Here is a 20076-nt window from a genome sequence, read left to right on the forward strand (position 1 = left end):
CGAACGGAAAGAGGTGTGGCGGGCGTGAAGAGTGAGAACGTGGCCGTGGTCGAGGCGGCGCGGGCCGGGGACACGGCAGCACAGGACCAGCTCGTCACCGACTACCTGCCGCTGGTCTACAACATCGTCGGCCGCGCCCTGAAGGGGCACGCGGACGTCGACGACGTGGTCCAGGAGACGATGCTCCGGGTCATCAACGGCCTCGACGGCCTGCGCGACCCCGCCGGATTCCGCTCCTGGCTCGTGGCCATCACCATGAACCAGATACGCAGCCACTGTCGGGCGGAGCGTCCGGACGCCCCCGTCGGTGGACTGCAGGAGGTCGGCGAAGTCGCCGACCCGAAGGCCGACTTCGTCGACCTCACCATCGTCCGGCTCGGCCTCCAGGGCCAGCGCAAGGACGTCGCCGAGGCAACCCGCTGGCTCGACGACGGCGAGCAGGACACGCTGTCGCTGTGGTGGCTGGAGGCCGCCGGCGAGCTCACCCGGGCCGAGGTCGCGAGCGCGCTCGAAATGTCGCCGCAGCACGCGGCCGTCCGCATCCAGCGGACCAAGGCCCAGCTCGACATCGCCCGCGGCGTGGTGCAGGCGCTCGCCGCGCACCCGCGCTGCTCGCAGCTCGCCGACGTCGTCGCCTCGTGGGACGGCACCCCCTCCGCGCTGTGGCGCAAGCGCATAGCCCGGCACGTGCGCGGCTGCGGCCGCTGCACCGGCGCCCTGTCGGCGCTCGTGCCCGCCGAGGGGCTGCTGGTCGGCCTCGGGCTGGTGCCGCTGGGGGCCGGACTGCTCTCCTGGTGGAACGGCTCCGCGGTCCTGCCGAGCGCACCCGTGGCCTACGCCTCGGCGGCGCCGGGCGGCACCGGGGCCACGGCCGCCGGGCGGCCGCGCAGCCACCGCGTCGGCAGCAGCCGGCACCGCGCCCGGGACGGCCGTCCGCAGACCACGAAGCGGGTCCTCGTCGGGGCCGGGGTGCTCGCCCTCCTGGCGGGCGGGGTGCTCGGCGGCATGCACTTCTTCCAGGACACCGACGACAGCACCGTCAGCACCGAGGCGGGTGCCCCGGCCAAGGTCAAGCAGCTCGACGCCCAGGCCCCCGCCCCGCTGCGCACCGGCCCCTCGCAGTCCGCGAAGCCCAGCGCATCGCCGTCGGCGAGCCCCTCCGCGAGCGCCTCCCCCTCGCCGAAGAGCTCCGAGACCGCGGACTCCCCGAAGCCCTCCACCGCCGCGCCCGAGACCGAGGCGGCGCCCGCCACCCGTGCCCAGCGCGCCCCCAAGCCCCCGGCCGGCGGGGGCGGCGGCCCGGTGGCTCAGCAGGTCGTCGACCTGGTCAACGTCGAGCGCGCCAAGGCCGGTTGCTCGCCGGTGACGCCCAACGACAAGCTGAACGCCGCGGCCCAGGGCCAGTCCGACGACATGGCGGCCCGCAACTTCTTCGACCACACCAACCCCGACGGCGCCGGCCCCGGCGAGCGCATCACCGCCGCCGGCTACCAGTGGAGCACGTACGGCGAGAACATCGCCTACGGGCAGCCGGACCCCACCTCCGTCATGGACTCCTGGATGCACAGCGACGGCCACCGCAAGAACATCCTCAACTGCAGCTTCAAGGAGATCGGCGTCGGCATCAACAACGCCCCCGGCGGCCCGCGCTGGACCCAGGTGTTCGGCGCGCGCTGACGACGGGCCTCCGGGCGACCGGCCGCTGAGCCGGCCGGTCGTCCCCCCTTCGAGTGGAAGGCCGCCTCTTCCGGCGGTCCGGGCCCGGCCGCGCCGGTAGGGATCACGCCGGCGCGGGCCCGCGCCACCAGGGGGAGAGTGAGACGGAGCGACCCATGGCACGGTGCGTCACCTGCGGCAACGACTACTGGCTGGCCTTCGAGATCAAGACCATTACCGGCGAGACGTACACCTTCGACAGCTTCGAGTGCGCGATCACCCGCCTCGCGCCCCGGTGCGAGCACTGCGACAACCGCATCATCGGCCACGGGTCGGAGGTCGCGGGCCGCTTCTTCTGCTGCGCGCACTGTGCCCGGGAAGGCGACTCGGGCCTGGGCCGGGAGATCCGCGACACGGTCGGCGCCCACCCGGGCTGACCGGACCGGGCCGGGTCAGCGGCGCCGGGTGCCGCCCTTGAGCGATGCCCGGAGGTACTCCCGGTTCATCGTCGCGATGGACGACAGCGGGATGCCCTTCGGGCAGGCCGTCGCGCACTCGCCGGTGTTGGTGCAGCCGCCGAAGCCCTGGTCGTCCATCGCCTCCACCATGCCGAGCACCCGGGACTCCCGCTCGGGGGCGCCCTGCGGCAGGAGGTTGAGGTGGACGACCTTGGCCGAGGTGAACAGCATCGCCGAGCCGTTGGGGCAGGCGGCCACGCACGCGCCGCAGCCGATGCACTCGGCGTGCTCGAAGGCCAGGTCGGCCACCGGCTTGGGCACCGGCGTCGCATGGGCCTCCGGTGCCGAGCCCGTCGGTACGGAGACGTAGCCGCCGGAGCCGATGACCCGGTCGAAGGCCGAGCGGTCCACGACCAGGTCCTTGACCACGGGGAAGGCGGCCGCCCGCCACGGCTCCACGTCGATGGTGTCGCCGTCGGAGAAGTGCCGCATGTGCAGCTGGCAGGTGGTGGTCCGCTCGGGCCCGTGCGCCCGGCCGTTGATCACCATGCCGCAGGCGCCGCAGATGCCCTCGCGGCAGTCGTGGTCGAAGGCGACCGGCTCGTCCCCGGCGAGGATCAGCTCCTCGTTGAGCTGGTCGAGCATCTCCAGGAAGGACATGTCCTCGCTGATGCCCCCGACCTCGTAGGTGGTCATGGCCCCGGCGTCCTCGGGGGTGCGCTGGCGCCAGATGCGCAGGGTGAGGTTCACTGATAGCTCCGCTGGGTGGGGTGGACGTACTCGAAGTGCAGGTCTTCCTTGTGGAGCACGGGCGCGCTGCCCGTCCCCGTGAACTCCCAGGCCGCCGTGTAGGCGAACTCCTCGTCCTTGCGGGCCGCTTCGCCGTCCGCGGTCTGGCTCTCCTCGCGGAAGTGGCCGCCGCAGGACTCGGTGCGGTGCAGGGCGTCCAGGCACATCAGCTCGGCGAGCTCCAGGTAGTCGACGATCCGGTTGGCCTTCTCCAGCGACTGGTTGAGCTCCTCGCCGGTGCCCGGCACCTTGATCCGCCGCCAGAACTCCTCGCGCAGCTCCGGGATCCGGTCCAGCGCCTTGCGCAGCCCCGCGTCCGTACGGGCCATGCCGCACTCGTCCCACAGCAGTTCGCCCAGCTCGCGGTGGAAGGAGTCCGGCGTGCGGTCGCCGTCGGCCGCCAGCAGGCGGCCCAGCCGCTCCCGCACGCCGGCGACCGCCTCGGTGGCGGCCGGGTGCTCGTCCGGCACCTCCTTGTGCGGGTGCCGGGCCAGGTAGTCGTTGATGGTGGACGGCAGGACGAAGTAGCCGTCGGCCAGGCCCTGCATCAGCGCCGAGGCCCCGAGCCGGTTCGCTCCGTGGTCGGAGAAGTTGGCCTCGCCGATCGCGAAGAGGCCGGGGACGGTGGTCTGGAGGTCGTAGTCCACCCACAGGCCGCCCATCGTGTAGTGGATGGCGGGGTAGATGCGCATCGGCACCTCGTATGGATCTTCGGCGGTGATCCGCTCGTACATCTCGAAGAGGTTGCCGTACCTGGCCTCCACCGCCTTGCGGCCCATGCGGGCGATGGCGTCGGCGAAGTCGAGGTAGACGCCCTGCCCGCCGGGGCCCACGCCCCGGCCCTCGTCGCAGACGTTCTTGGCGGCGCGGGAGGCGATGTCGCGGGGGACGAGGTTGCCGAAGGAGGGGTAGATGCGTTCCAGGTAGTAGTCGCGCTCGTCCTCGGGGATCTCCGCGGGCGGCCGGGTGTCGCCCTTCGCCTTCGGCACCCAGATGCGGCCGTCGTTGCGCAGCGACTCGCTCATCAGCGTGAGCTTGGACTGGTGGTCGCCGGAGCGCGGGATGCAGGTGGGGTGGATCTGGGTGAAGCACGGATTGGCGAAGTACGCGCCGCGCCGGTGGGCACGCCAGGCGGCGGTCGCGTTGGAGTTCTTGGCGTTCGTGGAGAGATAGAAGACGTTGCCGTAGCCGCCGGTGGCCAGCACCACGGCGTCGGCGAAGTACGTGTCGATCCGGCCGGTGACCAGGTCGCGGGCGACGATGCCGCGGGCCCGGCCGTCGACGACGATCAGGTCGAGCATCTCGGTGCGGGCGTGCATCTCGACGGTGCCGGCGTCGATCTGGCGGCTGAGCGCCTGGTACGCGCCGAGCAGCAGCTGCTGGCCGGTCTGGCCGCGGGCGTAGAAGGTGCGGGAGACCTGGACGCCGCCGAACGAGCGGGTGTCCAGCAGCCCGCCGTACTCGCGGGCGAAGGGCACGCCCTGGGCCACGCACTGGTCGATGATCTCCACGGAGACCTGGGCGAGGCGGTGGACGTTGGACTCGCGGGCGCGGAAGTCGCCGCCCTTGACGGTGTCGTAGAACAGGCGGTGGACGGAGTCGCCGTCGTTGCGGTAGTTCTTCGCGGCGTTGATGCCGCCCTGGGCGGCGATGGAGTGGGCGCGGCGCGGGGAGTCCTGGTAGCAGAACTGCACCACGTGGTAGCCCTGTTCGGCGAGCGTGGCGCCGGCCGCGCCGCCCGCGAGGCCGGTGCCGACGACGATGACGGTGTGCTTGCGGCGGTTGGCGGGGTTGACCAGCTTCGCCTCGAAGCGGCGGCGGTCCCAGCGCTCGGCGATCGGGCCGCCGGGGGCCTTGGTGTCGGCGAGGGGCTCGCCGGTCGTGTACCGGGTGTACTCAGTCATGATCAGCTCACGACTCCTGTCATGACACCGAGGGGGACGGCGATGAAGCCGCAGGTCAGCAGAGCGGCGAGGCCGTTGGCGGCGGCCTTGAGCACGCGGTCGCGGCGCGGGGAGTTCGCGCCCAGCGTCTGGGCCGCGCTCCAGAAGCCGTGCCGGATGTGCAGGCCGAGGGCGAGCATCGCGGCGATGTAGAAGACGGCGACGTACCAGCGGCCGAAGGACGCGACGAGGTTCTCGTACAGGCGGCCCTCTTGGGCGTTGGGGTTCACGGTGAGGGTGGTGAGGTCGAGGATGTGCCAGACGATGAACAGCGCGAGGATCACCCCGCCCCAGCGCATGGTGCGGGTCGCGTAGCTCGCGCGCTGCCGGGTGCGCCGGTACTTCACCGGGCGGGCGGCGAGGTCGCGGCGGCTGAGCTGGTATGCGGCGACGCCGTGCAGGACGACCGAGGCGGTGAGGGCGGCGCGGGTCAGCCACAGGAACCACATGTGGTGCAGGAACGGCTCGCCGATGGTGCGGATCCAGTGGCCGTAGTGGTTGAACTCCCCGGCCCCGAAGAACACCTTCAGATTGCCCAGCATGTGGGCGACCAGGTACGCGAGCATGACCAGGCCGGTGACCGCCATGACCGCCTTCTTGCCGACGGTCGAGCGCCACACGGAGCCGATGAGGGAGGGTGGACGGTCCGTCCGGGTCGCCAGTGCCATGGCGCAGACGCTAGGTCTGTCGCAGTCCATGCGTCCAAGACATGGCAGCGCTGGTTTCCATAGGTGCTGCCTATTTATCCTGGAGGCGTGCAACTTCAGCAGCTCCGCTACTTCGCCACCGTCGCCGAAGTCCGTCACTTCACCCGGGCCGCGGAGGCGCTGCACGTGGCCCAGCCCTCCCTCTCCCAGCAGATCCGCGCACTGGAGCGGGAGCTGGGCGCCGGGCTCTTCCACCGGGCGCGGGGGAACATCACGCTGACGGACGCGGGGGAGGCCCTGCTGCCGCTGGCCCGGCGGATCCTCGCCGACACGGAGACCGCGCACCGCGAGGTGCAGGAGGTCGCCCAACTGCGGCGTGGCAGGGTACGGCTGGGCGCGCCGCCGAGCCTGTGCGCGAGCCTCGTCCCCGATGTGCTGCGGACGTACCACGAGCGCTTCCCCGGCATCGACCTCCTGGTCGACGAGGGCGGCTCACAGGACCTGGTGCGCTCCCTGGCCGCCGGCGGGCTCGACCTCGCCTTGATCATCACCCCGCTGGGCGTCGGCGCCCCGGCCCTCGCGGCGACCGAGCTCCTGCGCGAGGACCTGGTGGTCGTCACCTCTCCGGCCGCGCCGGCACCCACCCGCCGCCGCGCCCTGCGAGTGGCGGACCTGCGGGGCCTGCCCATGGTGATGTTCCGCCGCGGCTACGACCTGCGCGACATCACGACGGCCGCGTGCCGGGCGGCGGGCTTCGAACCGTCCTTCACGGTGGAGGGCGGCGAGATGGACGCGGTCCTGGGCTTCGTACGGGCGGGCCTGGGCCTCGCGGTCGTCCCGGGCATGGTCGCGGCCCGCTCGGGCCTGCGCGTCACCCCCTTCGAGGGCGAACACATGCGCCGCACGGTGGCTTTGGCCCACCGCAAGGACGTGGCCCCACCCCGAGCGGCCCGCGAACTGCAGCGGGTGCTCCTGGAGCACTTGGGGGTGGAGGAGGGGTGAGGGTGAGGGCAGGTTGGCCGTCCTCACCACCCCCGCCCCAGCCACACCCCCGCGAAGGCCGCCGCCAAGCCGCAGGCCAGGCTTGCCGCCACGTTTGCCGCCGCGTAGCCGCGGGCGCCGTCCTCCGTCAGGCGGAGGGTTTCGTAGGAGAAGGTCGAGTACGTGGTCAGCGCCCCGCAGAAGCCCGTGCCCAGCAGCAGGCGCAGCTTCTCGTCGGGCGCCGCGCCCGTCAGGACGCCCAGGATCAGGCATCCCGTCACGTTCACCACGAACGTGCCCCACGGGAAGACCGAGTCGTGGCGGGACTGGACGGCGCGGTCGGTCAGGTAGCGCGCGGGGGCGCCCACCATGGCGCCTGCGATGACGACGAGCCAGTTCATGCGGGCTTCCCCCGGTAGTGCAGGACTTCCACCTCGTCCAGGGTGACCATGCCGTCGCCCACCAGCTCCTCCAGCACCGGCAGGAAGGCCCGTACGCGCTCGGCCGTGTCCACGATGACGACCGCCACCGGCAGGTCCTCGCTCAGCGACAGCAGGCGCTGGGTGTGGATGAGCGAGGAGGCGCCGAAGCCCTCGATGCCGCGGAAGACGCTGGCTCCCGCGAGCCCCGCCGCATGGGCGCGGTGGACGATCTCGGAGTAGAGCGGCTTGTGGCGGAAGGTGTCCGACTCGCCGATGAAGACGGTCACGCGCAGCGCCTTGCCCTGGAGCGTCACAGGACCCTCCTGGTCAGGGCCGCCGCCGCCCACACCGCCGCCATGGCGGACGCGAGCGTCACCGCCAGATACGCCAGGGCCGACCCCACCCGGCCGTTCTCCAGCAGCCGCTGCGCGTCCACCGCGTACGTCGAGAAGGTGGTGAAGCCGCCCAGCACCCCCGTGCCCAGGAACGGGCGCACGAGCCGGTGCGTGCTGCGCCGTTCGGCGATGGTCACCAGGAGGACGCCGATGAGCGCGCAGCCCACGGCGTTGATGAGGAACGTCGTCCACGGGAAGGCACCTTCGGCGGTCGGCCACAGCAGCCCGGTGCCGTAGCGCGCCGCGGCGCCCGCCCCACCGCCGACCGAGACCGCGCAGACGACGGGCCACTGCCCGTGGAGACTGCGGTCGCGAAGAGTCGTACGGGTGACGGGACCGGCCGGTCCGGCCACCGTGTCCGGTTGCGAGGTGCCCACCGGTTCAGGCTAGACCACCATGCCGCCCGGCTGCCCCGCCACCGCCGCCAGGCACGCCTCGGCCCGGTCGGCGTCCAGCAGCCAGTCCTGGAAGCCGGCCGGGTCGGCGTAGCCGTTGACGAAGCGGTGGGCGAGGTCCGGGTGGTCGGCCGCGGCGGCCAGCACGTGCTGGACGTGCTCGGGCATCTTGCCCAGCACCATGTTGGTGTACGCGGTGCCGTGCCGGGCGTGCTCCCACCAGCCGGCGAACGTCTCGTGCATCCACGCCCGGTCGAAGGGCCGCTCGCCCCGCTCCACGATCGCGTGCAGATAGCGCTCCGCGCAGCGCGCCGCGTTGTTCGCGCCCTGCCCGGTGATGGGGTCGTTCAGGACGACCGCGTCGGCCATCCCCAGCACGTACGCCTCCGGCGCGATCTCGGCGACCGGGTGCCGGACCACGGGGGTGACGGCGCCGGCCAGGGACGCCCCCGCGTCCGTCGGCTCCGCGCCCGCGCACAGCTCGAACTCCCAGGGCGCGTAGATGCGCAGCAGGTCCAGCGACCGCTCCAGCGCCGTCCGGGGGTCGGGGGAGTCCTGCCAGCAGTCGAAGGGCCCGCCCGGCCGCGCCTCCCAGAGCAGGATGTGGCAGGGCCCCGAGTGCGTGAGGCCGGGCAGCACGAAGTACTCGCCGGCCTCCGGGAAGCCGGACATCCGCCCGTACAGGGGCGGCAGGTGCGGGTGGGGCGCGACGCCGTGCAGATAGACCGTCGCGATGTGGCGGCGCGGCTGCTCGTACGGGCTGTGCCGCTCGTCCCGGCCGAAGAGCTCGGCCAGCGGCCCGTGCCCGGTGGCGACGACCGTCAGCTCGTGCCCGGAGGCCACCGGCGCCAGCCCCTCGGGCGTGAGCGCCCCGTACCGCACCCGGCCGCCGCGCTCCTCGAACAGCTCCAGCCAGCGGGCGGTCTTCACCCGCTGGTCGACGGACTGCGCGGGCTGTTCGAGAGCCGCGGTGATGGTGCGGCCCAGCACGGCCGGCGGCTCCACCGTGCTCAGGCTGAGGCCGCCGATCGGGGGCGTGGCCGCATCCCACAGATTCAGGCCCGCCGCGCGCTCCGCGGCGAGCGCCGGCCCGTACATCAGCTGGGTCGACATCACCCGCCCGGCCCGGACCTCCTCCGGTGTGCGGGAGGCGACCACGGTCACCTCGTACGCACCCCTCGCCTGCAGGCCCAGGGCCAGCTGCAGCCCCGCCTGGCCCGCGCCGACGATCGCGATCCTGCGCATCGCTGCCTCCCGCAGCCGGTTGTGTCCCGCACCCGTTGTAGCCGCCCCCGACCCGCGCTGTACAGACGGCACGCGAGGGGACGTGCGGGACGGAGGGGAGCACGCAAGTGCTGCTTTAGCCGCCACCTCGAACATTCGACGGTACAGCGGGGCCCGTTTCGCGGAGGGGATGTCATTGTCAAGCTTCGCCACCTTCACCGAGCTTGTTCTCGACCGGACCGCGGAGTTCGCCGACGAGGACGTCCACATCCACCTCGCCGAGGCCCCCGCGGGCTCCGCCGCGCCCGGCACCCTGGCCGCCGAACACCTGACCTACCGTGAGCTGGACGCCGCGGCCCGCCGGATCGCGGCCCGCCTCCAGCTGCACGGCGTCGAGGGGCAGCCGGTGCTGCTGCTCTACCCCGACACCATGGGCTTCCTCAAAGCCTTCATCGGCTGCCTCTACGCGGGCGCCATCGCGGTCCCCGCCCCGCTGCCCGAAGGCTCCGCGCACAGCGCCAAGGGCAAGCTGAGCCGCACCACCTCCATGATCGGCGACTGCGGCGCCAAGCTCGTCCTGACCGACCGCGCCAGCGCCCCCGACATCGCCCTGTGGCTGGCCACCGCGGGCCACCAGGACGTCGTCTGCCTGGCGACCGACACCCCCGGCTTCGGCGACGCGGGCGCCTGGCGCGAGCCTTCGGTCCGCCCCGACGACCTGGCGTTCCTCCAGTACACCTCCGGCTCCGTCGCCAACCCGCGCGGCGTGATGGTCTCCCACCGCAACCTGCTGGCGAACCAGGCCGCCCTCGCCCGCCTCCTCGGCACCACCCGCGAGGACCGGCTCGGCGGCTGGCTGCCGCACTTCCACGACATGGGCCTGATCGCCCACCTGCTGCACCCGCTGTGGCTGGGCAGCGCCTCCGTGCAGATGACGCCGAGCGCCTTCATCAAGCGGCCCGTCCGCTGGCTCAAGGCCATCGACGACTACGGCGTCACCGCGGGCGGCGGCCCCAACTTCTGCTACGACCTGTGCCTGCGCCGCGTCACCGACGAGCAGATCGCCTCCCTCGACCTCTCCCGCTGGCGCATCGCCCTCAACGGCGCCGAGCCCGTGCGCGCCGACACCCTCGACGCCTTCGCCGAACGCTTCGCCCCCGCCGGGCTCAAGGCCGGGACGATGTACCCCTGTTACGGGCTCGCCGAGGCCACCCTCGTCGTCTCCGGCGGCACGTCCGGCACCCCCTACCGCCGCCGCGAGGCCGGCAAGGCCGCGCTCGAACGCGACACCCTCGCCGAGGCGGCCGCCGGGCAGGAGAGCCGCACCCTCGTCGGCAGCGGCCGCGTCCTCGACTTCGACGTCCGCATCGTCGACCCCGCCGTCCACCGCGAGCTGCCCGACGGCGCCGTCGGCGAGATCTGGCTGCGCGGCGACAGCGTCGCCCGCGGCTACTGGCAGCGCCCCGAGGAGAGCGCCGCCACCTTCGACGGCACCCTGCGCGACGGCGACGGTGGCTGGCTGCGCACCGGCGACCTCGGCGTCCTGGACGACGGCGAGCTCTACGTCACCGGGCGGCTCAAGGAGGTCGTCATCCTCAACGGCCGCAACGTCTACCCGCAGGACGTGGAGCACGCCGTCAGAGCCGTCGACCCGCAGCTCGCCTCCGGCGCCGGCGCCGCCTTCGGCGTGGAGGCCGGGCGCGAACAGCTCGTCGTCGTCCAGGAGGTCAGACACGACGGCGACCCGCGCGAGCTGCGCGCCCTCGCCCAGCGCGTCCAGGCCATGATCGGCAAGGAGTTCAACGTCCCGGCGGGCACCGTGCTGCTGGTGCGCCCCGGCACCGTGCGCCGCACCACCAGCGGCAAGGTCCAGCGCACCCTGATGCGCGAGCTGTTCCTGGCCGGCGAGGTGCGCGGCGCCTACGAGGTCCTCGACCCGGCCGTGCGCGCCGTCGCCCGCGCCCGCGACACCCTGCTCGGCGAGGACCTGCTGCAGCCCGCACCCGCGGCCCCGGGCGGCCGCCCGTGGTGACCAACGCCCCCGCGGCGGCCCGCCCGCAGGCCGCGGCCCGCTCCGAAGCACAGGTGCGCGCCCGCGTCGCCGACCTGGAAGCGCTCCTCGGCGACCCCACCGACCCCGCCAACCCGGCCGGCTACCCCGCCCTGCTGCGCGCCGACGACGACGCCGTCCGCTTCGCCCACGGCGAGGAACTTCTGGACGACTTCGGCATGCACACCGAGTACGTGCCGGCCCGCCTCGGCGGCCGCCTGGACTCGATCGAGACGCTCGTCCGCGTGATGCGCCCGGTCTTCCGCCGCGACGTCGGCCTCGGCATGGGCTACGGCGCCATGTCCTTCATGGCCGCCTCCGACGTGTGGAACGAAGGCGGCGAGGACCAGCAGCGCTGGCTCGCCGCCCGGCTGCTGCGCGGCGCCCGCGCCGCCATCGCCCAGCACGAGACGGCGCACAGCAACGACTACGTGCGCAGCCGCGTCACCGCCCGCGAGACGCCCTCGGGCGGCCTGGTCCTCAGCGGCCGCAAGCCGATGATCAACAACCTGGACCGGGCCGAGGCCCTCGTGCTGTTCTGCCGCACCGACCCCGCCCCCGGCAGCCGCAGCCACTCCGCCCTGCTCCTGGACCCGGCCGAACTCCCCGCGGGCCGCGCCACCTTACTCGACCGGCACATGGCGCTGGGCCTGCGCGGCAACGTCTGGGGCGGCATCGCCTTCGACGACTGCCCGGTGCCCGCCTCCGCGCTGCTCGGGCCGGTGGGCAGCGGAGTGGCCACCGCCCTGCGCTCGTTCCAGATCAGCCGCACCGTCATCTCCTCCATGGTGCTGGCCGCGGTCGACACCAGCCTGCGCACGGCCGTCCGCTTCGACCACGAACACCGCTCCGGCGGCTGGACCTCGGGCGCCTCCGACTCGCAGCGCACCACCGCCGCGATCACCGGTGCGTTCGTCAACCTGCTGCTCTACGACTGCCTGGCCACGGTCGCCACCCGCGCCATCCACCTGCTGCCGGAGCAGACCAGCGTCTACTCCTCGGCCGTGAAGTACCTGCTGCCGCGCATCCTCACCGAGACCATGTACGACCTGTCCATCGTGCTCGGCGGCGGCTTCTACGCGCGTACCGGGACGCTGGGCATCTTTCAGAAGCACGTACGGGACGTGCCCGTGGTCAGCCTCGGGCACGCGGGGACGGTCGCCTGCCAGGCGACCGTCATCCCGCAGCTGCCGCGGCTGGCCGCCCGCTCGTGGTTCCGGGAGGAGGAGGCGCCCGCGGCGCTGTTCCGGCCGGGGCAGGCGCTGCCCGAGTTCGACGCCGGGCGGCTGAGCCTGGCCTGCGGCCGGGACGGCCTGAGCGCCACCCTGCCCGCGGCCGCGGCGGACATCCCCGGCCGCGGCCCCGTCGAGCGGGCCCTGGCCCAGCTGGCCGGGCTGCTCGTCGACGAGTTCCGCGACCTGCGCGACCGGGTGCTCGCCCTCGAACTGCGCGACCGCACCACGCCCGTGGGCGCGGCCTGCTTCCCGCTCATGGACCGCTACGCGCTGCTGCTGGCCGCCTCGGCGGTGCTCGGCGTGTGGCGGCACAACCAGGGCGGCCCGGACCCCTTCCTCGCCGACCCCGCCTGGGCCGCCGCGGCCCTGCACCGCATCGCGCGGCGCCTGGGCGCGACCGTGCCCGACCTGCCGCGGGAGTGCGAGACCCGCGTCCGGCACGAGGTGCAGCTGCGCTTCAGCGACCAGCGCGGCTACGACCTCTACAACACCCCGGTCCCGGGCTGATGACGACCGTGCCGCAACCGAACCACCCACAGTCTGAAAGGCGTGCCGTGATGAACGCTCCCATGACCCGGCACGGCAGTGCGCTCGACCACGCCCTGCCGCGAGGCTGGCTCCTCGACCGGATCGCCCTCTACCTCGGCCGGTCCGCCGACACCATCGACCCTGCCGTCCCGCTGGCCGAATACGGCATGGACTCGGTGTGCGCGCTGAGCCTGTGCGGCGACCTGGAGGAGGAGTTCGGGCTCTTCGTCGAGCCCACCCTGCTGTGGGACTACCCGACCGTGGACAGCCTGGTCGGCTACCTGGCCGCCGAGCTGGCGGGCGCGGACGAGGAGGGCTGATGGAAGGCACCACCACCGCGCTCGCCGTCGTCGGCATCGACTGCGCCTTCCCCGGCGCCCCGGACGCGGACGCGTACTGGGAGCTGCTGATGCGCGGCGGCGACGCCGTGGGTCAGGTGCCGCCGGAACGCACGTACCCCGAGGAGTCCGCCGTCACCGGTCCCGGCGGCTTCCTGGCCGGGGCCGACGTCTTCGACAACGACTTCTTCTCCGTGCCCCCGCGCGAGGCCGCCGCCATGGACCCGCAGCAGCGGCTGCTGCTGCAGTGCGCCTGGCGGGCCGTGGAGGACTCCGGAGTGGCGCCCGGCGAGCTCGCGGGCAGCGGCACCGGCGTCTTCATCGGCGTGATGGGCGGCGAATGGGGCCAGCTGCACCTGGGCGACTACGACCGCGTCACCCCGCAGCTCGGCGCGGGCAGCAGCGCCGGCATGACCGCCAACCGCATCTCGTACCACCTCAACCTCACCGGCCCCAGCCTCGCGGTGGACACCGCCTGCTCCTCCTCGCTGGTCGCCGTCCACCTGGCGGGCAACTCCCTGCTGTCCGGGGAGTGCGACACCGCCCTCGCAGGCGGGGTCAACCTCGTGCTGTCCCCGGCGCTGGGCCTGGTCTACGACCGGATGGGCCTCGCCGCCCCCGACGGCCGCTGCAAGCCCTTCAGCGCCGACGCCGACGGCATCGGGCGCAGCGAGGGCGTCGGCCTGGTCGTCCTGCGCCGCCTGGCCGACGCCCTCGCCGACGGCCAGCGCGTCTACGCCGTCATCCAGGGCACCGCCGTCAACCAGGACGGCCGCAGCAACGGCGTCACCGCCCCCAACCGCTGGTCGCAGCAGCAGGTCGTGGCCGCCGCCTACCGCCGCGCCGGGATCACCGCCGAGCGGGTCTCCTTCATCGAGGCGCACGGCACCGGCACCGTGCTCGGCGACACCATCGAGTGCGCGGCGCTGGGCACCGTGCACGGCATCGAGCGGAAGGAGCCCTGCGCGATCGGCTCCGTCAAGGGCAACCTCGGGCACACCGAGGGCGCGGCCGGCATCGCGGGCCTGATCAAGGTGGCCCTCGCCCTGCACCACCGCATCGTGCCCGCCAGCCGCTTCGCCGACCGCGAGAACCCTCAACTGCGGCTCGCCGAGCGCGGCCTGCGGCTGCTGAAGTCCCCGCTGCGGCTGCCCCCGGGCACCTCCTACGCGGGCGTCAGCAGCTTCGGCATGGGCGGCACCAACGCCCACGCCGTCCTGGCCTCGGCCCCCAGGGACCCCGGCAAGCGGATGCCGAAGCGAGGCTCCACGACGGGGGTGTTCACCCTCTCCGCCGACACCCCCGAGGCGCTGCGCCGCAACCTCGCCGCCCAGGCCGAGGCCGTCGCCGGGCGCCCGCGCGGCGACGCCGCCGCCCTGTGCCTGCACAGCAACCGCGTCAAGACCGGCCTGCCCTACCGCTACGCCACCACCGCCCGCGACACCGCCGAACTCGCCGCCGCGCTGCGGGAGGCGGCGGCCGAGGAGATGCCCGAGCAGATCGCCCACCGGCCCTGGGCCAAGCCCGTCGTCGCCTTCCTCTTCACCGGCCAGGGCAGCCAGTTCCCCGCCATGACCGCCGCCCTGCACCGCGAGTCGGCCGCCTACCGGCACCACCTGGACGAGGCGGACGCGGCCCTGCGCCCGTACACCGACCGCTCGGTGCGCGACCTCGTGCTCGGCGGCGACACGTGCGTCGACGAGACCGAATTCGCCCAGCCCGCCCTCTTCGCCGTCGGCTACGCCCTGGCCCGTACGCTCACCGCCGCCGGGGCCGGGCCGGCCGCCGTACTCGGGCACAGCGTCGGCGAGTTCGCGGCCGCCGTCATCGCGGGCGCCCTCACCCTGGACGAGGGGGCCCGCCTGGTGGCCGCCCGGGGACGGCTGATGCAGGCGCTGCCCGCGGGCGGCGGCATGCTCGCCGTCAAGGCCGCCCGGGGCGAGCTGCACCCCCACCTCGACGCGCACCCGCAGGTGGCCGTCGGCGCGGTCAACGGCCCGCAGGACACCGTGCTGTCCGGGCCGCGCGAGGCGCTCGCGCAGATCGCCGAAGCGCTCACCGAGGACGGCATCCGCTGCCGCATGCTCGATGCGCCCCTCGCCTTCCACTCGCCCCTCGTCCGCCCCGCCCTCGACCGCTTCCACGCCGCGGCCGCCACCACCGAACCGGCCGCCCCCGGCGTGCCGATGGCCTCCACCCTCCACGGGCGGCTGCTCGGCCGCCAGGAGACGACGGACGCCGGGTACTGGGTGCGGCAGGCCGCCGAACCCGTCCTGTTCGCCGACGCCCTCGCCGACCTCGACGCCACCATCGCCCCCACCCACCTCATCGAGATCGGCCCCCGCGCCCAGCTGCTGCCGCTGGCCGGCCGCGCCGGCCTCGGGCCGGGCGTTGCGTTCCTGCACCCCGCGCCCGGCCCCGACGCCACCGGCCGTGAGCTCGCCGAGCTGATCGCCCACCTCTTCCGCGCGGGCCTCGACCCCCGCTGGGAGGGCCTTTACGGGCCCGGACGGCGCGGCCACGAGCGGCTGCGCCCGTACGCCTTCTCCACCGCCCGCCGCTTCTGGACCCGGCCCGTGCGCCCGGCCGCCGCGCGGGAAGCGGTCCCGGCCCCGGAGCCCGGCACCGCGCCGCAGCCCCAGCCGCGGCCCGAGGAGCCGGCGAACCCCGTGAAGGACCCGGTGCTCGCCGCCGTCATCGCAGCGGTCGCCGAGGTCGGCGAGTTCCCGCCGGAGCGGGTGGTGCACGGGGCCCGGTTCTACGAGGACCTCGGCTTCGACTCCGTCATGATCATGCAGCTCAAGGACCGCATCGAGGCCCGCCTGACCCACCTCGGCGAGATCTCCGTCCAGCAGTTGTTGCCCGCGCTGCGCTCGGTCGGCACGCTCGCCGAGTTCCTCAGCGGCCGCCTCACTGAAAGCGGCCGCCTCACTGAAAGCGGCCGCCTCACCGAAAGCGGCCGGCTCACCGAAGGAGCGGCGGCGTGACCACCCTGCACCCCTACATCGCGGGCATGGGCAGCGCCCTGCCCGGCGAACCGGTCACCAACGCGGCCCTCGGCGCGGCGCTGGGCATCGACGAGGAGTGGGTCGACATCTTCGTCGGCACCCGGACCCGGCACTTCGCCTGGGACCTCGCCACCGGCGACGTGCACCACACCCTCGCCGACCTGTGCGCCGAGGCGGCCGGCGAGGCGGTCGACGCCGCCGGGCTGGACGCGGCCGACATCGAGTTCCTGGTGCTCGCCACCGCCACCCCCGACGCCCTGCTGCCCACCACCGCCACCGAGGTCGCCGACCGGCTGGGCCTGAACTACCTGCCCGTCTACCAGCTCCAGTCCGGCTGCTCCGGCGCCGTCCAGGGCGTCGACCTCGCCCGCTCGCTGATCGCGGGCGGCAGCCGGGCCGGGCTCGTCATCGGCGGCGACACCACCCATCGCCACCTCGACGCGGGCCGCGAGGCGCGCCGGCTGCCCGGCGACGAGCTCGTCAACTACGTGCTGTTCGGCGACGGCGCGGGCGCCGCGGTCCTCACCGCCGAACCCCTGGGCGAAGCGGTCGCCGTGCGCGGCGTGCTCAACCACTTCACCGGCCTGGGCCGGCCCGCCGGACAGCGCATGGACTGGTACGGGCGCGGCGGCGACGACCCCGGGCGCCCCATGATCTCCGAGGACTACAAGGCCATCGAGGACAACGTCCCCACAATGGCCGCCGAAATCCTCTGGGAGCTCCTCGACCGGCTGGGCTGGCGCGAGAGCGACGTCGACTTCCTCCTGCCGCCGCAGCTCTCGGGCCGCATGACCGAGCGCATCACCGAGCGCCTCGGCCTCGCCGTCCGGGAGATCTCCTGCGTCGCCGACACCGGGAACACCGGCAACGCCCTGCCCTTCCTCCAGCTGGAGAAGCTCCTGCCCGAACTCGCCCCCGGGCAGCGCGCCCTGGCCATCGCCGTCGAGTCCAGCAAGTGGATCAAGTCGGGGCTGGGCCTGCAGAAGACCGGGGAGGCCGCATCGTGAGCCGCGGCCTGGCGCTGCTGCGCGAACTGCGTGACGCGAAGCGGCTGGAGGCGGACTTCCCGCTGATCGCCCCCGCGCTCGCCGAGGAACTCGACACCCCCGACCCGCACCCCGCCGCCCTCCAGCGCGCCGGACGCCTGCTGGCCGGCCTCGACCACGCCGCCGTCCTCGCCCTGCACCCCGGCACGCCCCGGCTGACGGTCGCCGTCACCGGGCAGTCCACCGTCGCCGAGCTCACCGCCCCGCTGACCGCCGAACTCGCCCGGCATGGACTGCTGTGCGACCTCCGGCCGGGCGATCACGGTGCCTGGGCCCGCGACCTCGACCCCGCCGATGCGGCCGGGGCCTTCCACGGCGTACGGGCCGGCCTCACACTGTGCCTGCTGGACGCGGAGACCGTCTTCGCCCAGGTGCCCGCCGTATGGGACGTACCCGACGTGGCCCGGGCCGCCGAGGCCGTGCTCGGGCGGCTCACCGCCCTCGCCCGGGCCCGCGCCGGGCACGGCACGCTCGTCCTCAATACCCTGCCCCTGCCCCGCCACCACACCCACCGCCTCGTCGACCACCGCTCGCGCGCCGCGCTCGGCGCGCTGTGGCGCGAGGTCAACGCCCGGCTGCTGCGGCTGACCGCCGAACTGCCCCACCTCGTCGTCCTCGACCTGGATCCGCTGCTCGCCGAGGGCGGGCCCGCCGCCGACCCCCGTCTCGCCGCCTACGCGGGCGCCCGCCTGGGCGCCGGGCTGCTGGCCGCCTACGCCCGCGAGGCGGGCCACCTCGCCCGCGCCCTGACCGGCCGCACCCGCAAGTGCCTGGTCCTCGACCTGGACAACACCCTGTGGGACGGCATCCTCGCCGAGGACGGCCCCGAAGGCATCGCCGCCGCGGGCACGCTGCGCGGCGAGGCCTTCGGCGCCTTCCAGCGGACCGTCGCCCACCTCTGTGCCCAGGGCGTCCTGCTCGCCGTCAGCAGCAAGAACGACCGCGAAGCCGTCCTGGACGCCCTGCGCAACCACCCCGACCTGGTGCTGCGCGAAGCCGACTTCGCCCATGTGGCGGCCGGTTGGGGCCCCAAGGACGCGGCCCTCGAAGAGATCGCCGCCCGCCTCGGCGTCGGCACCGACGCGCTGGTCTTCGCCGACGACACCCCGGCCGAACGCGCCCAGGTGCGCCATCGCCTGCCGCACACCGCCGTCGTCCCCCTCGACGACGAACCCGCCCTGCACGTCACCCGGCTGCTCGCCGACGGCTGGTTCGACACCCCGGGCCTGACCGGCGAGGACCGGGCCCGCGCCGCGCACTACCGCCGCGAACGCGAGCGCGGCGAGCTGCGCGAGAGCACCGGCTCCCACGAGGAGTTCCTGCGCGAGCTCGGCGTGCGCGTCCACCTGGGCCCGCCCGAGCCGCACGAGCACGGCCGGCTGGCCCAACTCACGCAGCGCACCAACCAGTTCAACCTCACCGGGCTGCGGCTCACCCCCGACGACACCCGCACCCGGGCCGCCGGCCCCGACGCCCTGCTGCTGGCCGCCCGCACCGCCGACCGCTTCGGCGCCAACGGCCTCGTGGGCGCCGTCCTCGGCCGCCGCGCCGCCGACGGCTGGCACCTGGACAACGTCTGGCTCAGCTGCCGGGTGCTCGCCCGCGGCATAGAAACCGCCACCCTGGCCGCGGTGCTGCAGGACGCCCGCGCCCAGGGCGCCCCCGCGGTGTACGCCCGCTACCGGCCCACGCCCAAGAACCGGCGCGCCGGGGACTTCTACCCCTCGCTCGGCTTCGCCCGGCACGCGGTGGAGGAGGACGGCACGGTGCACTACCGCCACGACCTGACGGAGATCCCCGCCGTTCCCGGCCACATCGCCCTGGACCGGACCGGGCCCGCAACCATCGGAAGGAGCGCCGCATGAGCGGCACCGGCACCCTCGCCGCCCTCGAGGACTTCCTGGCCCTGCTGCGCGACGAACTCGGCCTCGCGGCCGGCGTCGAGGACGCGGGCCGCGACCTGCGGGACCTCCCCGACTGGGACTCGCTGTACCTGCTCCGGCTGGTGGCCCTGCTGGAGGAGGAGACCGGGCGCAGGGTCCCGGTCCGCAAGGTCCTGGAGGCGCGCAGCCTCCGGGAGATCCACACGCTCGCGAAGGAGCAGGAATGACCGCCCCCGGGAACTCCACCCTCGGCCCACCCCTCGGCGAACCCGTCGAGGTGGGCATCCGGGGTGCCGCCGCCTGGGACCGGGTCCGGCACGACCTGTCGGTGCACGGCACCGCACTGCTCTACGCCCACCTGGCCGACCTCCAGCCCGACCTGCCCGACGGCCCGCAGCTGCAGGACATGCTCGGCCGGGACTGGTCCCGCTACCTGGGCCTGGCCCACGCCGAGGTCCGCCACCGCTACGCCGCCTCCCGGGTGCTGCTCAAGCTCGCGGCGGGCACGGTGCTGCGCGGCGACCCGGACGCCCTGGAACTGGCCTACGGGCCGACCGGGCGCCCGTACCTGCGCGGCTGCGACCAGATCGACATCAGCCTCAGCCACACCGAGGACCTGCTCCTGGTCGGGCTGACCACGCGCGGCCTGATCGGCGTGGACGCCGAGCGTGCCGACCGGCAGATGTACGGCGGCGGGCTCGGCCGGCACGTGTGCACGCCCTACGAGCTGGTCACCCTGGCCGCCCTGGACGACTCCGAGCGCAACCCCTCGCTGGTGCGGCTGTGGACGCTGAAGGAGGCGTACAGCAAGGCGATCGGCCAGGGCATGCAGTTCCGCTTCACCGAGTTCGGCTTCGGCCCGGACGGCAAGCCGGTGCGGGTGCAGCGCCCGGACGGCACGGCGGGCACCGGCGACGAGTGGGCCTTCCGCACCTTCCCCCTGGCCAACGGCTACTGCGTGAGCGCGGCCGTCTACGACGCGGGCTTCGGCCCCGTCCAGGACACCGACATCACCACGATGCTGGACGAGGACTGCGTGGAGACGATCGTGCGGGCCCTTGAAGTGCAGTGACGGCCC

Annotated in this window: 18 protein-coding genes; 11 read left to right on the plus strand and 7 right to left on the minus strand. The window is 74.0% G+C overall.

All coding sequences use genetic code 11. The features are described from left to right. Window positions 1-24: 24 nt before the first annotated feature. Together FHS39_RS06470 and FHS39_RS06475 are read left to right on the plus strand one after the other, a co-directional pair. The gene (locus FHS39_RS06470) at window positions 25-1677 is read left to right on the plus strand and encodes a sigma-70 family RNA polymerase sigma factor (RefSeq protein ID WP_343069395.1); all 1653 of its coding nucleotides are present in this window, start codon (window positions 25-27) and stop codon (window positions 1675-1677) included. A 155-nt stretch (window positions 1678-1832) separates the two neighbouring features. Further along, window positions 1833-2093: a Prokaryotic metallothionein gene (locus FHS39_RS06475; RefSeq protein ID WP_184347190.1), complete on the plus strand. Its 261-nt coding sequence runs from the start codon at window positions 1833-1835 to the stop codon at window positions 2091-2093. A gap of 15 nt (window positions 2094-2108) precedes the next feature. On the opposite strand, the gene FHS39_RS06480 is transcribed toward FHS39_RS06475, so the two are convergent. The 3 genes from FHS39_RS06480 to FHS39_RS06490 are packed head-to-tail and all read right to left on the minus strand — an operon-like array spanning window position 2109 to window position 5514. Further along, the gene (locus FHS39_RS06480) at window positions 2109-2864 is read right to left on the minus strand and encodes a succinate dehydrogenase/fumarate reductase iron-sulfur subunit (protein WP_184347192.1); all 756 of its coding nucleotides are present in this window, start codon (window positions 2862-2864) and stop codon (window positions 2109-2111) included. Next, on the minus strand, window positions 2861-4807 hold the full coding sequence (locus FHS39_RS06485; RefSeq protein WP_184347194.1) for a fumarate reductase/succinate dehydrogenase flavoprotein subunit: 1947 nt from the start codon (window positions 4805-4807) through the stop codon (window positions 2861-2863). Before FHS39_RS06485 ends, FHS39_RS06480 begins: the two co-directional genes overlap by 4 nt. A gap of 2 nt (window positions 4808-4809) precedes the next feature. Continuing rightward, entirely contained in the window at window positions 4810-5514 is a 705-nt protein-coding gene (locus FHS39_RS06490; RefSeq protein ID WP_184347196.1) for a succinate dehydrogenase cytochrome b subunit, read from the minus strand. An 87-nt stretch (window positions 5515-5601) separates the two neighbouring features. On the opposite strand from FHS39_RS06490, the gene FHS39_RS06495 reads away from it, so the two are divergent. Next, window positions 5602-6495 (plus strand): LysR substrate-binding domain-containing protein, encoded by an 894-nt coding sequence (locus tag FHS39_RS06495; protein ID WP_184347198.1) that lies wholly within the window; start codon window positions 5602-5604, stop codon window positions 6493-6495. Between the two features lie 23 nt (window positions 6496-6518). Here FHS39_RS06495 and crcB (FHS39_RS06500) read toward each other — a convergent pair whose 3' ends face one another. From crcB (FHS39_RS06500) to FHS39_RS06515, 4 genes are read right to left on the minus strand one after another with little or no spacing between them, the layout of a single operon-like run. Continuing rightward, window positions 6519-6875 (minus strand): fluoride efflux transporter CrcB, encoded by a 357-nt coding sequence (gene crcB, locus FHS39_RS06500; RefSeq protein ID WP_184347200.1) that lies wholly within the window; start codon window positions 6873-6875, stop codon window positions 6519-6521. Continuing rightward, on the minus strand, window positions 6872-7210 hold the full coding sequence (locus tag FHS39_RS06505) for a DUF190 domain-containing protein (protein ID WP_184347202.1): 339 nt from the start codon (window positions 7208-7210) through the stop codon (window positions 6872-6874). Before FHS39_RS06505 ends, crcB (FHS39_RS06500) begins: the two co-directional genes overlap by 4 nt. Then, window positions 7207-7668, minus strand: coding sequence for a fluoride efflux transporter CrcB (gene crcB / locus FHS39_RS06510; protein ID WP_425507743.1), 462 nt, complete (start codon window positions 7666-7668; stop codon window positions 7207-7209). The genes FHS39_RS06505 and crcB (FHS39_RS06510) overlap by 4 nt, the downstream gene beginning before the upstream one ends. Window positions 7669-7677: 9 nt before the next feature. Continuing rightward, window positions 7678-8931, minus strand: coding sequence for a styrene monooxygenase/indole monooxygenase family protein (locus tag FHS39_RS06515; protein WP_184347204.1), 1254 nt, complete (start codon window positions 8929-8931; stop codon window positions 7678-7680). Between the two features lie 169 nt (window positions 8932-9100). Between FHS39_RS06515 and FHS39_RS06520 the strand changes: the two genes are divergently transcribed. From FHS39_RS06520 to FHS39_RS06555, 8 genes are read left to right on the plus strand one after another with little or no spacing between them, the layout of a single operon-like run. Beyond that, entirely contained in the window at window positions 9101-10942 is a 1842-nt protein-coding gene (locus FHS39_RS06520) for a fatty acyl-AMP ligase (RefSeq protein ID WP_184347206.1), read from the plus strand. Next, window positions 10936-12702 (plus strand): acyl-CoA dehydrogenase family protein, encoded by a 1767-nt coding sequence (locus FHS39_RS06525; RefSeq protein ID WP_184347208.1) that lies wholly within the window; start codon window positions 10936-10938, stop codon window positions 12700-12702. Before FHS39_RS06520 ends, FHS39_RS06525 begins: the two co-directional genes overlap by 7 nt. A 50-nt stretch (window positions 12703-12752) precedes the next feature. Further along, window positions 12753-13043: an acyl carrier protein gene (locus FHS39_RS06530; RefSeq protein WP_184347210.1), complete on the plus strand. Its 291-nt coding sequence runs from the start codon at window positions 12753-12755 to the stop codon at window positions 13041-13043. Continuing rightward, window positions 13043-16048 carry a type I polyketide synthase gene (locus FHS39_RS06535; protein WP_184347212.1) on the plus strand — a complete coding sequence of 1002 codons (3006 nt, stop codon included), beginning with the start codon at window positions 13043-13045 and terminating at the stop codon, window positions 16046-16048. Before FHS39_RS06530 ends, FHS39_RS06535 begins: the two co-directional genes overlap by 1 nt. Beyond that, window positions 16045-17076 carry a 3-oxoacyl-ACP synthase III family protein gene (locus FHS39_RS06540; protein ID WP_425507744.1) on the plus strand — a complete coding sequence of 344 codons (1032 nt, stop codon included), beginning with the start codon at window positions 16045-16047 and terminating at the stop codon, window positions 17074-17076. The genes FHS39_RS06535 and FHS39_RS06540 overlap by 4 nt, the downstream gene beginning before the upstream one ends. Then, on the plus strand, window positions 17073-18980 hold the full coding sequence (locus tag FHS39_RS06545; protein ID WP_184347214.1) for an HAD-IIIC family phosphatase: 1908 nt from the start codon (window positions 17073-17075) through the stop codon (window positions 18978-18980). The genes FHS39_RS06540 and FHS39_RS06545 overlap by 4 nt, the downstream gene beginning before the upstream one ends. Then, window positions 18977-19225, plus strand: coding sequence for a phosphopantetheine-binding protein (locus FHS39_RS06550; protein WP_045933068.1), 249 nt, complete (start codon window positions 18977-18979; stop codon window positions 19223-19225). Before FHS39_RS06545 ends, FHS39_RS06550 begins: the two co-directional genes overlap by 4 nt. Further along, window positions 19222-20070, plus strand: coding sequence for a 4'-phosphopantetheinyl transferase family protein (locus FHS39_RS06555; RefSeq protein WP_184347217.1), 849 nt, complete (start codon window positions 19222-19224; stop codon window positions 20068-20070). Before FHS39_RS06550 ends, FHS39_RS06555 begins: the two co-directional genes overlap by 4 nt. The last annotated feature ends 6 nt before the right edge of the window (window positions 20071-20076 follow it).

The organism is Streptomyces olivoverticillatus (assembly GCF_014203555.1).
Classification (GTDB): domain Bacteria; phylum Actinomycetota; class Actinomycetes; order Streptomycetales; family Streptomycetaceae; genus Streptomyces; species Streptomyces olivoverticillatus.

Coding starts and splice junctions, on each gene's coding strand:
- FHS39_RS06485 (WP_184347194.1), bottom strand. CDS start 4,807: ATGACTGAGTACACCCGGTACACGACCGGCGAGCCCCTCGCCGACACC.
- FHS39_RS06475 (WP_184347190.1), top strand. CDS start 1,833: ATGGCACGGTGCGTCACCTGCGGCAACGACTACTGGCTGGCCTTCGAG.
- FHS39_RS06550 (WP_045933068.1), top strand. CDS start 18,977: ATGAGCGGCACCGGCACCCTCGCCGCCCTCGAGGACTTCCTGGCCCTG.
- crcB (WP_184347200.1), bottom strand. CDS start 6,875: ATGAACTGGCTCGTCGTCATCGCAGGCGCCATGGTGGGCGCCCCCGCG.
- FHS39_RS06530 (WP_184347210.1), top strand. CDS start 12,753: ATGAACGCTCCCATGACCCGGCACGGCAGTGCGCTCGACCACGCCCTG.
- FHS39_RS06515 (WP_184347204.1), bottom strand. CDS start 8,931: ATGCGCAGGATCGCGATCGTCGGCGCGGGCCAGGCGGGGCTGCAGCTG.
- FHS39_RS06490 (WP_184347196.1), bottom strand. CDS start 5,514: ATGGCACTGGCGACCCGGACGGACCGTCCACCCTCCCTCATCGGCTCC.
- FHS39_RS06520 (WP_184347206.1), top strand. CDS start 9,101: ATGTCATTGTCAAGCTTCGCCACCTTCACCGAGCTTGTTCTCGACCGG.
- FHS39_RS06555 (WP_184347217.1), top strand. CDS start 19,222: ATGACCGCCCCCGGGAACTCCACCCTCGGCCCACCCCTCGGCGAACCC.
- FHS39_RS06535 (WP_184347212.1), top strand. CDS start 13,043: ATGGAAGGCACCACCACCGCGCTCGCCGTCGTCGGCATCGACTGCGCC.